The organism is Morganella sp. TYF_1, assembly GCF_043105645.1.
GTDB lineage: Bacteria > Pseudomonadota > Gammaproteobacteria > Enterobacterales > Enterobacteriaceae > Morganella > Morganella morganii_B.
In genome coordinates this window covers 83311-97012 of record NZ_JBICLU010000017.1, presented here as the reverse complement: position 1 = coordinate 97012, position 13702 = coordinate 83311, and the positions used below count along the sequence as shown (strand labels likewise).

The following is a 13702-nucleotide window of genomic DNA, read 5'->3' as shown; positions in this document are numbered from 1 at the left end:
TCATCCTAATATGACTATCAAACCACATTTAATAAATTAAATTAATGTAAATATTTTACCCGGGAAATTAACTTACTTCAGATTTTGTCAAAAAGACCGAAAACGGCGCAAAAAAAGCCGGTGACCGTTATCCTGCCACCGGCTGAACAGACAGCTTTTATGCCACCGGATTACAGACGTTCAATCACCATCGCAATCCCCTGCCCGCCACCGATACACAGTGTCGCCAGTCCGGTGGTTTTATTCTGAGCCTGTAATGCATGCAGCAGTGTCACCAGGATACGGGCACCACTTGAACCAATCGGGTGACCCAGGGCAATCGCCCCGCCGTTGATGTTTACTTTTTCAGGATCAAACCCCAGGTCACGGCCGACCGCGAGGAACTGGGAGGCAAATGCTTCGTTGGCTTCGATAAGATCGATATCCTTCAGTGACAGCCCCGTTTTTTCCAGCACTTTCCGCGTGGCCGGAACCGGCCCCAGACCCATCATTGACGGCGAAACCCCGCCGGAAGCATAACCGCGGATACGGGCAAGCGGTGTCAGTCCCAGTGATTTGGCACGGGTTTCTGTCATCAGCATCAGTGCTGCCGCACCGTCATTGATACCGGAGGCATTACCGGCAGTGACGGTTCCCGCTTTATCAAAAGCCGGACGCAGTTTCGCCAGCCCTTCTGCCGTTGATCCGGCTTTCGGGAACTCATCGGTATCCACCACGATATCCCCTTTACGGCTTTTCACCGTCACCGGCACGATTTCCGCCTTAAAGGCACCACGCTCAATCGCGCTGACGGCTTTCTGCTGTGAGGACAGTGCCAGTGCATCCTGCTCTTCGCGGGTCAGATGATAAGCGTTGGCGATGTTCTCCGCAGTGATCCCCATATGATAATTATTTTCAGCACACAGCAGGCCGTCACGCAGGATCACATCATGCACCACACCGTCACCCAGCCGGTAACCCCGGCGGGCACGGCTGTCGAGCAGATACGGCGCCTGACTCATATTTTCCGTGCCGCCCGCGATAATAATGTCCGCGTTACCGCTGCTGATCGCCTGTGCGCCCAGTGCGACACTCTTCAGGCCGGAGCCGCATACTTTATTGACAGTGAAGGCACAGGCGCTTTCAGGTATGCCGCTGCGCAGCAGGATCTGGCGCGCCGGGTTCTGTCCGAGCCCCGCCTGTAATACGTTCCCCATAATCACTTCATCCACCAGCCCCGGTTCCAGCTGCGTTTTTTTCAGTAATGCGCTGACCACTGCCGAGCCGAGTTCCACGGCACTGACACCCGCCAGTGCGCCGTTAAAGTTGCCGATTGCGGTACGCACGGCACTGACAATAACGATATTTTCCATTGCGAAATCCTTACTGTTTAGTATCTGTCAGAAGAAAACGAGGCCAAGAATGAAAATCGGTGCCGAGAGCAGCAGGGCGGTGATGCAGTACCCCATAATGTCCCTGACCCCCAGCCCGGCGATCGCCAGTGCCGGAAGCGCCCAGAACGGCTGTGCCATGTTCATCCACTGCTCTCCGTAGGCAATCGCCATTACGGATTTACCGAGATCAGCCCCCAGCGCCTGGGCCGCCGGAATAACAAACGGCCCCTGAATCACCCAGTGACCGCCGCCTGACGGCACGGCAAAGTTGATCAGCGCAGAGCTGAAGAACGTCATCAGCGGGAAGGTTTCTTTGTTGGCGACATTGATAAAGAATTCAGTGATAAGCCCGCCCAGTCCGGAGCCTTCCATCATGAGCTGGATACCGGCATAGAACGGGAACTGCACGAGGATCCCGGCGGTACTGCGGGCGGCGGCACTGACGGCACGCATGTACGCCATCGGGGTTTTATGCAGCAGCAGGCCGGTCAGCAGGAAAATCATATTCACGGTGTTAATGGTGATATTGAAACCGTTTTTGATGAAGTACATGCCGAGGAACGTGAAGCCCAGAATCCCGATAATCCACGCGATAAGGCGGCTCTCTTCCATCCGGAGAGAAACCGGCGCGTCTTCCGGTAATTTTTTCTGGAAATCCGGCTCTTCTTCGAGCAGCGCCGGGTCAATCATCATGATGTCGTCTTTGCGCGGCATCATCATGCGGGTGACAAACGGCATCACCAGAATCAGTGTCAGGGTGATAAACAGGTTATACCCGGTGAACATGGTCTGGCTGACAGGGATAAGCCCGGCGATATGCTCGACAGGGTTACCCGGTGTGGCGGCCAGTAACGGCATGGAGCCGGAGAAGCCGCCGCCCCAGGTCATAAACCCGATATAGGCACAGGCGATCAGCAGCGGGTAGTCAGAGCCCGGCACACGGCGGGCCACTTCGCGGGCAAACATCGCCCCGACCACCAGCCCGAAACCCCAGTTAATCACACAGGCCACCGAGCCGAAAAACGTCACCAGCATCACCCCCTGAACCGGGGTTTTTGCCAGTGAGGCGGTCAGCCGCAGAATGCGTTTAACCGGCGGGGAGCTGGCCAGCGCGTGACCGGTCACGATGATCAGCGCCATCTGCATCCCGAACGCCAGCAGATTCCAGAATCCATTCCCCCATAAATTCACCAGATCCATCGGTGTGCTTGGTGTGAGTGCCAGCGCGATAACAAACGTCAGCATGGTCAGCAGCATTGCGAAGATCAGCGGATCCGGCAGATAGCGGCTCACCACACGGGTCATGACTCGTGAGATGCGTCCTATCATACGGTTTCCCCCGCCGTCACCAGCGGCATTTCACAGACAGCCGGTGACACAATAAAATGCGCAGCGGTTTTTTCGCGGATAGTATCGATATCCGTCCCCGGCGCGTATTCACACAACACCATCTGATCGTTTTCAAAGCGGAATAACGCCAGTTCCGTTACCAGCACATCCACCGCTTTCACGGCGGTCAGCGGCATGGTGCATTCCGGCAGGATTTTGGCGGAACCGTCTTTTGCACAGTGTTCCATGGCAATGATCACTTTGCGTGCGCCGGTCACAAGATCCATTGCGCCGCCCATACCCGGCACCATTTTGCCCGGTACCACCCAGTTGGCGAGGTTGGCCTGTTCATCCACCTGTAAGCCGCCCAGTACGCTGGCATCCACATGACCGCCACGGATCAGGGCGAATGAGAAGGCGCTGTCAAACATCGACGCCCCCGGCAGGATGCCGCACGGCTGACCGCCTGCGTTCACCAGATTCTTATCCGGCGTGGTTACCGGCCCGAGGCCGAGAAAACCGTTTTCTGACTGCAGGGTGATATGCACGCCTTCCGGCAGATAGTTCGCCACCTGCGTCGGCAGTCCGATCCCGAGATTCACCACATCACCGTCATTCAGTTCCAGTGCCACACGGCGGGCGATTAATTCTTTTGCATTCATGATGTTTTCCTTATTCTGCAATCAGCCAGTCAATAATTGCCCCGGGTGTGGCAACACAATCCGGGTCGATATCCCCCACCGCGACTATTTCGTCCGGCTCGGCAAGGGTGATATCCGCCGCCAGCGCCATCAGCGGGTTAAAGTTGCGGGCACTGAGGTCATACGTGAGGTTGCCGAGCGGGTCAGCTTTTTGTGCCTGAATCAGCGCCAGGTCAGCGCGCAGGGGGAGTTCGAGGAGATAATCGCGACCATCAAGGGTAATTTTTTGTTTGCCTTCTTCCACGACCGTACCGACACCGGTGGGGGTGAGGAATCCGCCCAGCCCGGCACCGCCGCAGCGGATTTGCTCTGCCAGCGTGCCCTGCGGGATCAGTTGTACATCCATTTCACCGGCGATCATCCGCCGCCCGGTTTCCGGGTTTGTCCCGATGTGGGAAGCAATCACTTTTTTTACCCGGCCGTTGACAATCAGCGGGCCAAGGCCGGTATCCACAAATGCCGTGTCGTTGGCGATAATGGTTAACTCTTTGACGCCGGATTCTAATAATTCAGTCATTAAACGCGGCGGCGTACCGACACCCATAAATCCGCCGACCATAATTGTCATGCCGTCACGAAAAAATTCACCGGCTTTTTTCACCGTTATTTGTTTATTCTTCATAGCACTTCCCTTTTATAAAAAAATATAGACACAAGGGTAATAGCAAGCGCTATGCCAATAATAAAACCTGTTTTTTATTATATTGATATCATTTTAACTTACTGATATTTATTGACTTGATTGAAATGAAAATAAATCCATTAACATATAATAAATAAATTATTCATTTATAACAGTGAAATAAAATGCACAGTGTGAAAAATTATTCACAACAAAAAAAGCACGGTGAATTTATTTTCACTGTGCTTTTCATAATAATTTTTAATTATTGATATAAAATTATTATTGATACCGATTATTCAATATCGTATTCCTGCAATTTATACATTAATGCCCGGCGGCTGATCCCCAGCGCAGAGGCGGTATGGGTTTTGTTATTCTGAAATTCCGCCAGGGCGGAAATAATCAGCTCTTTCTCGTAAGCTTTAATATTCTCTTTCAGGTTCAGTCCCGGCTCCTGCGTGACCGGAATCAGTGCCACCGGCTGGCTGCGGACCTGAGCCAATAGCGGCTCCGGCAGATCTTCCGGGAAAATCACATAACCGGTGCTCATAATCACTGCCCGTTCAATCACGTTGGAAATCTCCCGCACATTGCCCGGCCACGGATAATTCATCAGCAATGCCAGGGTTTCCGGTGCCAGTTCGACAATATCGCGGTTATTTTCCTGACTGAATTTCTGCAGAAAATGGGAGGCCAGCAAACCCACATCCTCCGGTCGCTCACGCAGCGGCGGCAAATTCAGGTGAATCACATTGAGGCGGTAAAACAGATCCTGACGAAAATGCCCTTCCCGCACCCGTTCATGCATGTCGCGGTTGGTCGCGGCAATAATGCGGATATCCACGCGGATGGTTTTACTGCCGCCGACCCGCTCGAATTCTTTTTCCTGCACCACCCGCAGCAGTTTCACCTGTAAATCCGCCGGCATTTCACCAACCTCATCGAGCAGCAGAGTGCCGCCGCCGGCACGTTCAAACAATCCCTGACGCTGTACCTGCGCCCCGGTAAATGCGCCCTTTTCATGACCGAACAGCTCACTTTCCAGCAGCGAGCCGGGCAGCGCCCCGCAGTTCACTTTAATAAAGGGGCCGTTGGCTCTTTCGCTGTTGTAATGGATCGCCCGTGCCACCACTTCCTTCCCGGTGCCGCTTTCTCCGGTGATAAGCACCGTCGCCTGGCTGCGTGAGACTTTGGCGATATCACGGCAGATTTCCATCATTTTCGGGTTACGGGTCAGCACCCGTCCCCACTGGTAGCTGTCGCTCAGTTCACGGTGCAGCAGATTGATTTCCTGTTTCATCTCCTGCAGCTGTAATGCACGGGAGATAAGCAGTTTCAGCTCCGTCAGGTCGAAGGGCTTGATGACATAATCAAACGCCCCGAGACGCAGCGCGTCCACGGCAGTTTCCACCGCGGCATAAGCAGTCATCAGAATGACCGGGACTTCCGGGTTCAGCTCCCGCATCCGTTTGAGGGCCTCAATGCCGTCCAGTTTCGGCATGCGGATATCCATCAGCACCACATCCGGTTTGTCCTGCACAAAGCTTATCAGCGCGGCTTCCCCGTCCTCCGCCACCTGGGTTTCATGACCATCAATAGAAAAGGCGGTCTGTAGCATCCGGCTGAGATTTTTTTCATCATCAACGATCAGAAGCCGGTACGGTTTATGTGTAATCATTTTTCTTACCCTGCGTTATCGGCAACGTTATGGTGAACGTCGTTCCGTGATGTTCCTGACTTTCAAGGAAAATATCACCGCCGTGACCGGCAATGATCCGCTGGCTGATAGCCAGTCCCAGCCCGGTTCCCGAGGCTTTGGTGGTAAAGAACGGGTCAAAAATTTTCTTTTGCAGCGCGGCAGGGATACCGGTGCCGTCATCACGGATCACCATCATGACCCGCTGCTCCTCCATGTAACAGGTGGAGATAAATAGATTGCCTCTGGCCGGAATCGACTGCACCGCGTTTATCATGATATTGAGCAGCACCTGACGCAGCAGTTCGCTGTTGGCCTCAATCAGCGGCAGTGTGTCATCCGGCTCCCAGGTAAAGGTGACCCGCGCTTCCACCCCTTTGGTTTTGACCAGCACCAGCGCCTCTTCAATCAGCCGGTTGACGCTGATCGGGCGGAATGTGCCGGTCTGCGGCCGGGAGAAATCAAGCAGCTGGCGGATGATCCGGTCAATGGAATCCACTTCCTTGAGAATAATACTGATGTATTCCAGTTTATCCGGGTGATGTTCCAGTTCTTTGAGGATCTGCACGAAACCGCTGATCGCCGTCAGCGGGTTGCGCACCTCATGGGCCACACCTGCCATCAGCTCGCCGAGTGTCGCGAGTTTTTCCGCCTGCTGCATACGGCGCTGAACCTCTTTCTGCGCAGTGAGATCTTTAAATATCACCAGCGCGCCGATAAGCTCCCCGCCCGCATTACGGATGCGGCTGGTGCTGACGTTTATCTGAATGGTGCGGTCACGGGCGGGATATTCAATTTCGAGGCTGACGTGCTCAATACCGCGCTTCAGGGTATCAAGAACCGGGCTGGAGAAACTCCGCCCCTCAAAAACATCACCGTAATATTTGCCATGCAGATCCCGCTCCAGATAGCCGGTTATCTCTTCCGCCGCCGGGTTAATCATGGTGACGCAGCCGTTGATATCCACCGCGATCACGCCGTCCGCCGCACTTTCAATAATCAGTTCGTTGAGGGTTTTCATCTCCCGCAGTGCCTGTGCCAGCGCGTTGACGCTGTCACTGATCTCCCCCATTTCCCCTTTCATCATCGGCAGATGGGTATTGAGGTCATGAGAGAGATCACTGAGGCCGCTTTTAATCGCCCCGATATCCCGGCTGAAATGACGGGAGAAGACGATAATAATCAGCAGACTGAACAGGATCCCGAGTGCAATAACCGCGATAATTTTGATATCCATCGCCAGCGCCTGACGGTCAATATCATCCGTCAGTTCGTTCGCCCAAATATAACCGATCACCTCACCATTTCGTCTGACCGGAATCATGGCGTTCATAATATTGCCGCGCACCTGGGTTCCCCAGCCGACTTCCGGCTCTCCCGTTGCCATCACATGACGACCGGGGTGATCCTCACTGATACGGGTGCCGGTTTTGTTGCCGTAACGGGCGCGCGGGGAATAGGTCACAATACCGTCAAGTTCGCGGTGGTAATACCCGGCACCGACCCCCGGGAAGGTGGAAGTGATAATCTCCGCCGCCGGATACAGCTTTTCGCTGATCAGCGCCAGGCGCTGGTCACGCGGCAGGGATGCGGCAAGGTCATATTCATCATTCAGTGCCTGTTCCAGCAGACCGGCAACGGAATAGAGTTTGTTTCGTTTCTCCTGCAACAGTGCGGAACGCCCCTCTGTTTCCACAAAATAACCGATGATAAGTGTCGGCACGGTGACCAGCAGAATGGCCATCAATATGAGTTTGTCACGCAGACTGAAGGGATAATATTTATGCAACACAGAAGGCCCGTCTGAAAAGCAGTATGATTCACCAGCATATACGACGGATTAAAAAATATCTTTGCGAACGGTCATAGTTCCGGAATCTCTGTAAAAACAACAGGATAATTGATGATTCAGAATGTTACAGGCAGGAGAAAACCGGTAATACGGCAGCAGAGAGGGGGTCTGCTGCCGGAACGGTAAAAAAACCTTACTTCACAAACTCACTGGCTTCACGCGCCAGTTTGCCGATGGCGGCCCAATCTTTTGCTTTGATTAGCGAAGCCGGCACCATCCACGATCCGCCGCAGGCCACAATCTGCGGGATAGCCAGATAGTCGCGGATATTGTTCAGCCCGATACCGCCGGTCGGCATCACCTGTAACTGGTGATACGGTGCCAGCATGGCTTTGATCATCGGAATGCCGCCTGACGGCTCTGCCGGAAAGAATTTTACGAAATCGATGCCCAGCTCCAGTGCCTGCTCAACCGCGCTGGGGTTGTTGATCCCCGGCACAATCGGGATATCAATCTGCTGACACGCCTGGACAGTGTTCGGGTTCAGACCGGGAGAGACGACAAACTGTGCCCCGGCGGCTTTCGCCTGGCGCACCTGCTCGCGGTTAATCACGGTTCCTGCCCCCACCAGCATATCCGGGCGGGCTTCGCGCAGCAGTTTGATCGCTTCCGCCGCACACTCAGTACGGAAAGTGATTTCCGCCACCGGCAGACCGTTGTCCGCCAGCGCATTGCCTAACGGGATAATATCTTCCGCGTTATCCACGGCGATCACCGGCACAATTTTCAGCTGCCGGAAACGGGTAATCATTGCCTGTAATTCGGACATCTCGTTCTCCTCTTTTCCCGTTAAAACGTGTTATTCAGTAAAGTATCAGTGACCGGGCGGGTTGCCGCCTGCGGGATAATCGCCCCTTTGTGCTGAATCACCACTCCCGCGAGCCGGTGGCCCATCCGGGCAGCGCGTTCAATATCCGCACCGGTCAGCCAGCCCGCCAGGAAACCGGCGTTAAAGGCATCACCGGCTGACGTGGTATCAACCACCTGTTCCGCCGGAATGGTGGCAATATTGATAGCCGGTGCATCAGTGCGCAGATCACGGTAGTCACACCCCTGAGCCCCCGCTTTGATGATCGCCTGCTTCACCCCGGCTTTTGCCAGACGGGCAAAGGTGGCGTTACGGTCGCTGTCGCCCCACAGACGCGCTTCGTCATCATCAGTGACCAGCGCCATGTCGGTCAGTGCATACATTGCCTGATAACAGTCACGGGTTTCATTTTCATTCGCCCACAGTGCCGGGCGGTAGTTGCTGTCAAACAGGATAGTTTTGCCCTGCTGTGACAGTGCTTTCAGGTCATCCAGCAGCTGCAGACGGTCTTGCGGCGGCAGAATGGCGAGGCTGATCCCGCTGAGATAGATGGCATCCATCTGCGCCATCTGTGCCAACAGCGCCGGGTATTCCGGATGACGGACAAGATAACGCGCTGCGGAATCATTGCGCCAGTAAAGGAACGTGCGCTCGCCCTGCTCATCCAGCTGGATAAGGTATAACCCCGGCTGATGATGCGGATCGATCAGCACATGCGCGGTGCTGACCCCTTCCGCCTGCCAGCGGCTGATCATCCCTTTACTGAGCGGATCGGTTCCCATGGCGGAGATGAAATTCACCTCAACAGCGTCTCCGGCCGCGCGGGCCAGATAAACCGCACTGTTCAGGGCATCACCGCCGTAGCGCTGAACCATTTCCCCGAACGGCGCACCGTTGAGTTCTATCATGCACTCGCCGATCAGACCAATGCGTTTCACTGTCATTATTCACCTTTTGCAGCGGAAAAATAACGCTGTGCATTATTGAAACAGATATCACGTACCATCTGCCCCAGCATGGTTTCATCTGCCGGAATTTCGCCGTTTACCGCCAGTGTGCCAAGCATATTACACAGAATGCGGCGGAAGTATTCATGACGAGTATAGGACAGGAAACTGCGGGAATCTGTCAGCATGCCGACAAACTGGCTTAACAGCCCCAGCTGTGACAACTGCTCGAGCTGACGCTGCATGCCGTCTTTCTGGTCGTTGAACCACCAGCCGGAACCGAACTGAATTTTGCCCGCAATACCACCGCCCTGGAAGTTGCCGATCATGGTCGCCAGCACTTCGTTATCACGCGGGTTCAGGCAGTAAAGGATAGTGCGCGGCAACTCATCGGTTTTATCCATTTCATCAAGCAGACGTGACAGCGGATACGCCACCGGCGCGTCACCGATGGAATCAAAACCGCTGTCGGCACCGAGCAGCTTAAACATGCGCGTATTGTTGTTGCGCAGCGCGCCGATGTGCAACTGCATCACCCAGCCGCGTTTCGCATACTGCTTTCCGAGCCAGACCAGCACCGCCGTTGCAAACTGCGCGGTGGCGGTTTCATCCGGGATTTCCCCGGCAAGACGTTTCTGCAGAATCGCATCCAGCACCGATTCATCCGGCACCGGTGCATAGCGCAGAATTTCAATACCGTGGTCAGACGCGACACAACCGTGCTGCGCAAAGTGTACCAGACGGCGATCCAGTGCGGTCAGCAGGTCACTGAAACGGCGGATCTCCACATCAGCACTCTGTCCGAGCTTCGCGATATAGTCCGTGAAGCCGTCCAGTTCAATTTTAAACGCACGATCCGGACGCCAGCTCGGACGCACCTCAATATCAAAGCTGTCATCCTGCGCAATCTGCCGGTGGTATTCCAGCGAATCTGCCGGGTCATCGGTGGTGCCGACCATATGCACATTCATCTGCTGCATAATGCCGCGCGCGGAAAATTCAGGCTGCGCCAGTTTTTCATTGGCCTCATCCCAGATGCTCTGTGCCGTTTCCGGCCCGAACACCTTACCGGTGATACCGAACGGGCGGCGCAGTTCCAGATGCGTCCAGTGATAAAGCGGGTTACCGAGGGTCATCGGCACGGTTTTTGCCCACGCCTGATATTTTTCATAATCACTGCTGTCGCGCCCGGTGATAAGCGATTCCGGAATTCCTGCCGAACGCATGCCGCGCCATTTGTAGTGATCCCCTTCCAGCCAGATCTGCCCGAGGTTATCAAAACGACGGTTTTCCGCGATTTCACGCGGGTTCAGGTGACAGTGATAGTCATAGATTGGCATGTCCGCCGCGTAGTCATGATAAAGACGGCGGGCAATGTCGCTGTGCAGTAAAAAGTCTTCGCAAAGAAACTGTTTCATAAACTCTCCGGGATTACAGTGCGGCAACGGCCTGACGGGCACCGACATCAAGTAACTGCTGATACGCGCGTTTCACCGCATCAACAAAGCCCTGCTGTTTCGGCAGGTCGTTACCGAAAATAGATTCAATCGCCAGCAGCTCATCCACCACCGCAACGGACAAACCGTGTTTTGCATAGATTGCCGCGAAGGTTTCTGCCAGCGGGTCACGCACATCGATTTTGTTACCCTGTTCATCGGTGCCGCTGACATAACGCATCCAGCCCGCCACACCCAGCACCAAATGACGATAATCGCTGCCGTCTGCAATATGCTGTGCGACCGGGTCCAGCAGACGCTGCGGGAGCTTCTGGCTGCCGTCCATCGCAATCTGCCATGTCTGGTGTTTCAGGGACGGGTTAGTAAAGCGGTCAATCAGGTTATCCGCATAGGCAACCAGGTCGGTTTCTTCCGGCATGGTGAGAGTCGGCGCCTGCTCATCCAGCATCAGCGCGCGGGCAGCTTTGCGGTAATCCGGGTTGGTCATGGTATCGGAAATATGCGCATAACCGCCGAGATAGCCGAGATACGCCAGGAAGGAGTGGCTGCCGTTGAGCATCCGCAGCTTCATTAATTCAAACGGCACCACATCCTGCACAAACTGCGCACCGGCACAGTCCCATTCAGGACGACCGTTCACAAAATTGTCTTCAATCACCCACTGACGGAATGGCTCACAGGCGATAGCACAGTGATCTTCCGTTCCCAGCAGTTGTGCGATTTCCGCCAGCGTTTCCGGGGTGGCGGCCGGGACAATGCGGTCAACCATGGTACACGGGAACGTCACATTGGCTTCAATCCACGCCGCCAGCGCCGGATCCTGTAACCGCGCCAGGCCGAGTACGGCTTCACGGGCAACATGACCATTCTCACGAACGTTGTCACAGGAGAGCACCGTAAACGGCGGCAGACCGCGCTCATGACGGCGTTTCAGTGCCGCTGTGATATAGCCGATAGCAGAGCGCGGGGTCTCCGGTGTCGCCAGATCCTGTTTAATCAGCGCATTTTCCGGGTCGAGCTGCCCGGTCGCCGGATCGGTGCAATAGCCTTTTTCCGTCACGGTCAGGGAAACAATACTGACATCCGGAGAAGCCATTTTCTCAATCACCGCATCAATACCGTCGATCAGCGGGTGCATCGCTTCTTTCATCGAGCCGATAATTTTCAGCTCTGTGTTATCCGCCCCTTTCTCCGCCACGGTATACAGCATGGACTGGGCTTTCAGCCCTTCAATCAGTGCCGCATCCTGTGCCGACATCAGGTTAACTTCACAGTAACCCCAGTCGCTGTCTGTTTTTTCTAATACGTGATGGGTGTACAGCGCCTGATGTGCGCGGTGAAACGCGCCGCAGCCGAGGTGAACAATACGGGTGGTGAGACGATCAGTCGTCCAGTCAGGACGCGTTGCGGTGATGTCCGCAGTGACAAGATTCTTTTCCATTACAGGCTCCCGGGGAGCAGGCTGCGGGAGAGATCCCGCAGCCCGGCAGGTACAAAGGTATGAGATATTATTTTGTATAGAATGCGCGGTGAATACCCATTTCCAGACCGCGGATTTCAGCCAGCCCTTTCAGACGACCGATGGCGGAATAGCCCGGATTGGTTTTCTTCTTCAGATCATCCAGCATCTGATGGCCGTGATCCGGACGCATCGGGATCAGGGACTCAGACCCGCTCTCACGGCGGCGGTTCTCTTCGGCGGCAACCGCGCTGATCACATTATACATATCCACATCACCGGCCAGATGTGCCGCTTCGTGGAAGGTATTCGGATTTTCTTCACGCATCGTTGAACGCAGATGCAGGAAGTAAATCCGCGGACCAAAGGTCTTAATCATATTGACCAGGTCGTTATCAGCACGCACGCCGTAAGAGCCGGTACACATGGTGTAACCGTTGGCATCACTGTTGACGGTATCCGCCATCCACTGCATATCTTCAATCGTGGAGACAATGCGCGGCAGGCCGAGGATAGGACGCGGAGGATCATCAGGATGCACAGCCATTTTCAGGCCGCACTCTTCAGCCACCGGAATGATTTTATTCAGGAAATACGCAAAGTGCTCACGTAATGTCGCTTTATCGATACCGGCGTAACGTTTCAGGTGTTGGCGGAATTGTTCAAGTGTATAGCCTTCTTCCGCACCCGGAAGACCGGCAATAATATTGTTTATCAGTTTTTGTTTTTCGTCATCCCGCATCGTTTCAAAGCGGGTTTTGGCCTGCGCCAGTTCTTCTGCAGTGTAGTCCTGCTCAGCCCCTTCGCGCTGTAAGAGGTAAATTTCGAACACCGCAAATTCAATCTGATCAAAACGTAATGCTTTTGAGCCGTCCGGCAGCTCATATTCCAGGTCAGTACGGGTCCAGTCGAGAACCGGCATGAAGTTGTAGCAGACCGTATAAATCCCGCAGGCGGCGAGGTTACGCAGCGATTGCTGATAGTTGGCAATCCATTTTTCATAGTCACCGGTCTGTGTTTTGATATCTTCGTGGATAGGCACACTCTCAACCACGGTCCATTCCAGATGATTGGCTTCAATCAGCGCCTTGCGCTTCTGAATTTCATCGGTGGTCCAGATTTCACCGTTCGGGATATGGTGCAGCGCTGTCACGATACCGGTAGCGCCCGCCTGACGAATATCAGATAAAGTAACCGGATCTGCCGGTCCGTACCAACGCCAAGTTTGTTTCATACTAAACCTCGTTTATGCTCCGTAAAGATAACCGGAAAACGCATCAGCAGGTTTCCGGAACGGTATAGTGACATACAACATCATAGCAAACCATTCTGGTCAACCAATTTGGTTAACCAGATCACAATAAGGTGATCATTTTGGGCGACCAATATAAAACCACGAGTTTGATCACATAATAATGCCTACCTTTTATGCAGAATCCCGTTGAATCAGTAAGA

At 54.2% G+C, this 13702-nt stretch carries 11 protein-coding genes; all 11 read right to left on the bottom strand.

Annotation, left to right across the window (positions count from 1 at the left end):
* Nucleotides 1-170 precede the first annotated feature (170 nt).
* The 11 genes from ACF8OF_RS08645 to uxuA all read right to left on the bottom strand — a co-directional run bounded on the left by ACF8OF_RS08645 (nucleotide 171) and on the right by uxuA (nucleotide 13481).
* Nucleotides 171-1352: an acetyl-CoA C-acetyltransferase gene (locus ACF8OF_RS08645; protein ID WP_392496351.1), complete on the bottom strand. Its 1182-nt coding sequence runs from the start codon at nucleotides 1350-1352 to the stop codon at nucleotides 171-173.
* 27 nt (nucleotides 1353-1379) lie between these two features.
* On the bottom strand, nucleotides 1380-2702 hold the full coding sequence (locus ACF8OF_RS08640; RefSeq protein ID WP_046895044.1) for a TIGR00366 family protein: 1323 nt from the start codon (nucleotides 2700-2702) through the stop codon (nucleotides 1380-1382).
* Nucleotides 2699-3364 carry a 3-oxoacid CoA-transferase subunit B gene (locus ACF8OF_RS08635; protein ID WP_262860870.1) on the bottom strand — a complete coding sequence of 222 codons (666 nt, stop codon included), beginning with the start codon at nucleotides 3362-3364 and terminating at the stop codon, nucleotides 2699-2701. The genes ACF8OF_RS08640 and ACF8OF_RS08635 overlap by 4 nt, the downstream gene beginning before the upstream one ends.
* A gap of 10 nt (nucleotides 3365-3374) precedes the next feature.
* A complete protein-coding gene (atoD, locus tag ACF8OF_RS08630; protein ID WP_262860871.1) occupies nucleotides 3375-4025 on the bottom strand; it encodes an acetate CoA-transferase subunit alpha in 651 nt (216 codons plus the stop codon).
* Nucleotides 4026-4320: 295 nt separating this feature from the next.
* Nucleotides 4321-5706, bottom strand: a complete 1386-nt coding sequence (atoC, locus tag ACF8OF_RS08625; RefSeq protein WP_392496350.1) for an acetoacetate metabolism transcriptional regulator AtoC — start codon at nucleotides 5704-5706, stop codon at nucleotides 4321-4323.
* On the bottom strand, nucleotides 5693-7513 hold the full coding sequence (gene atoS / locus ACF8OF_RS08620; protein WP_392496414.1) for a two-component system sensor histidine kinase AtoS: 1821 nt from the start codon (nucleotides 7511-7513) through the stop codon (nucleotides 5693-5695). Before atoS ends, atoC begins: the two co-directional genes overlap by 14 nt.
* Before the next feature lie 196 nt (nucleotides 7514-7709).
* On the bottom strand, nucleotides 7710-8345 hold the full coding sequence (locus ACF8OF_RS08615; RefSeq protein WP_004237933.1) for a bifunctional 4-hydroxy-2-oxoglutarate aldolase/2-dehydro-3-deoxy-phosphogluconate aldolase: 636 nt from the start codon (nucleotides 8343-8345) through the stop codon (nucleotides 7710-7712).
* A gap of 20 nt (nucleotides 8346-8365) precedes the next feature.
* Nucleotides 8366-9328 (bottom strand): sugar kinase, encoded by a 963-nt coding sequence (locus ACF8OF_RS08610; protein WP_392496348.1) that lies wholly within the window; start codon nucleotides 9326-9328, stop codon nucleotides 8366-8368.
* Complete coding sequence (gene uxaC, locus ACF8OF_RS08605) at nucleotides 9328-10749, bottom strand: glucuronate isomerase (RefSeq protein ID WP_392496347.1); 1422 nt, start codon at nucleotides 10747-10749, stop codon at nucleotides 9328-9330. The genes ACF8OF_RS08610 and uxaC overlap by 1 nt, the downstream gene beginning before the upstream one ends.
* Before the next feature lie 13 nt (nucleotides 10750-10762).
* Nucleotides 10763-12229 (bottom strand): fructuronate reductase, encoded by a 1467-nt coding sequence (locus tag ACF8OF_RS08600; RefSeq protein WP_262864152.1) that lies wholly within the window; start codon nucleotides 12227-12229, stop codon nucleotides 10763-10765.
* 67 nt (nucleotides 12230-12296) lie between these two features.
* Nucleotides 12297-13481: a mannonate dehydratase gene (gene uxuA / locus ACF8OF_RS08595; RefSeq protein WP_349467536.1), complete on the bottom strand. Its 1185-nt coding sequence runs from the start codon at nucleotides 13479-13481 to the stop codon at nucleotides 12297-12299.
* Nucleotides 13482-13702 lie beyond the last annotated feature (221 nt).

Excerpts from the sequence above, each read along its gene's own strand:
- ACF8OF_RS08610 (WP_392496348.1), bottom strand. The coding sequence starts at position 9,328 with ATGACAGTGAAACGCATTGGTCTGATCGGCGAGTGCATGATAGAACTC.
- ACF8OF_RS08645 (WP_392496351.1), bottom strand. The coding sequence starts at position 1,352 with ATGGAAAATATCGTTATTGTCAGTGCCGTGCGTACCGCAATCGGCAAC.
- ACF8OF_RS08635 (WP_262860870.1), bottom strand. The coding sequence starts at position 3,364 with ATGAATGCAAAAGAATTAATCGCCCGCCGTGTGGCACTGGAACTGAAT.
- atoC (WP_392496350.1), bottom strand. The coding sequence starts at position 5,706 with ATGATTACACATAAACCGTACCGGCTTCTGATCGTTGATGATGAAAAA.
- uxuA (WP_349467536.1), bottom strand. The coding sequence starts at position 13,481 with ATGAAACAAACTTGGCGTTGGTACGGACCGGCAGATCCGGTTACTTTA.
- ACF8OF_RS08615 (WP_004237933.1), bottom strand. The coding sequence starts at position 8,345 with ATGTCCGAATTACAGGCAATGATTACCCGTTTCCGGCAGCTGAAAATT.
- uxaC (WP_392496347.1), bottom strand. The coding sequence starts at position 10,749 with ATGAAACAGTTTCTTTGCGAAGACTTTTTACTGCACAGCGACATTGCC.
- ACF8OF_RS08640 (WP_046895044.1), bottom strand. The coding sequence starts at position 2,702 with ATGATAGGACGCATCTCACGAGTCATGACCCGTGTGGTGAGCCGCTAT.
- atoD (WP_262860871.1), bottom strand. The coding sequence starts at position 4,025 with ATGAAGAATAAACAAATAACGGTGAAAAAAGCCGGTGAATTTTTTCGT.
- ACF8OF_RS08600 (WP_262864152.1), bottom strand. The coding sequence starts at position 12,229 with ATGGAAAAGAATCTTGTCACTGCGGACATCACCGCAACGCGTCCTGAC.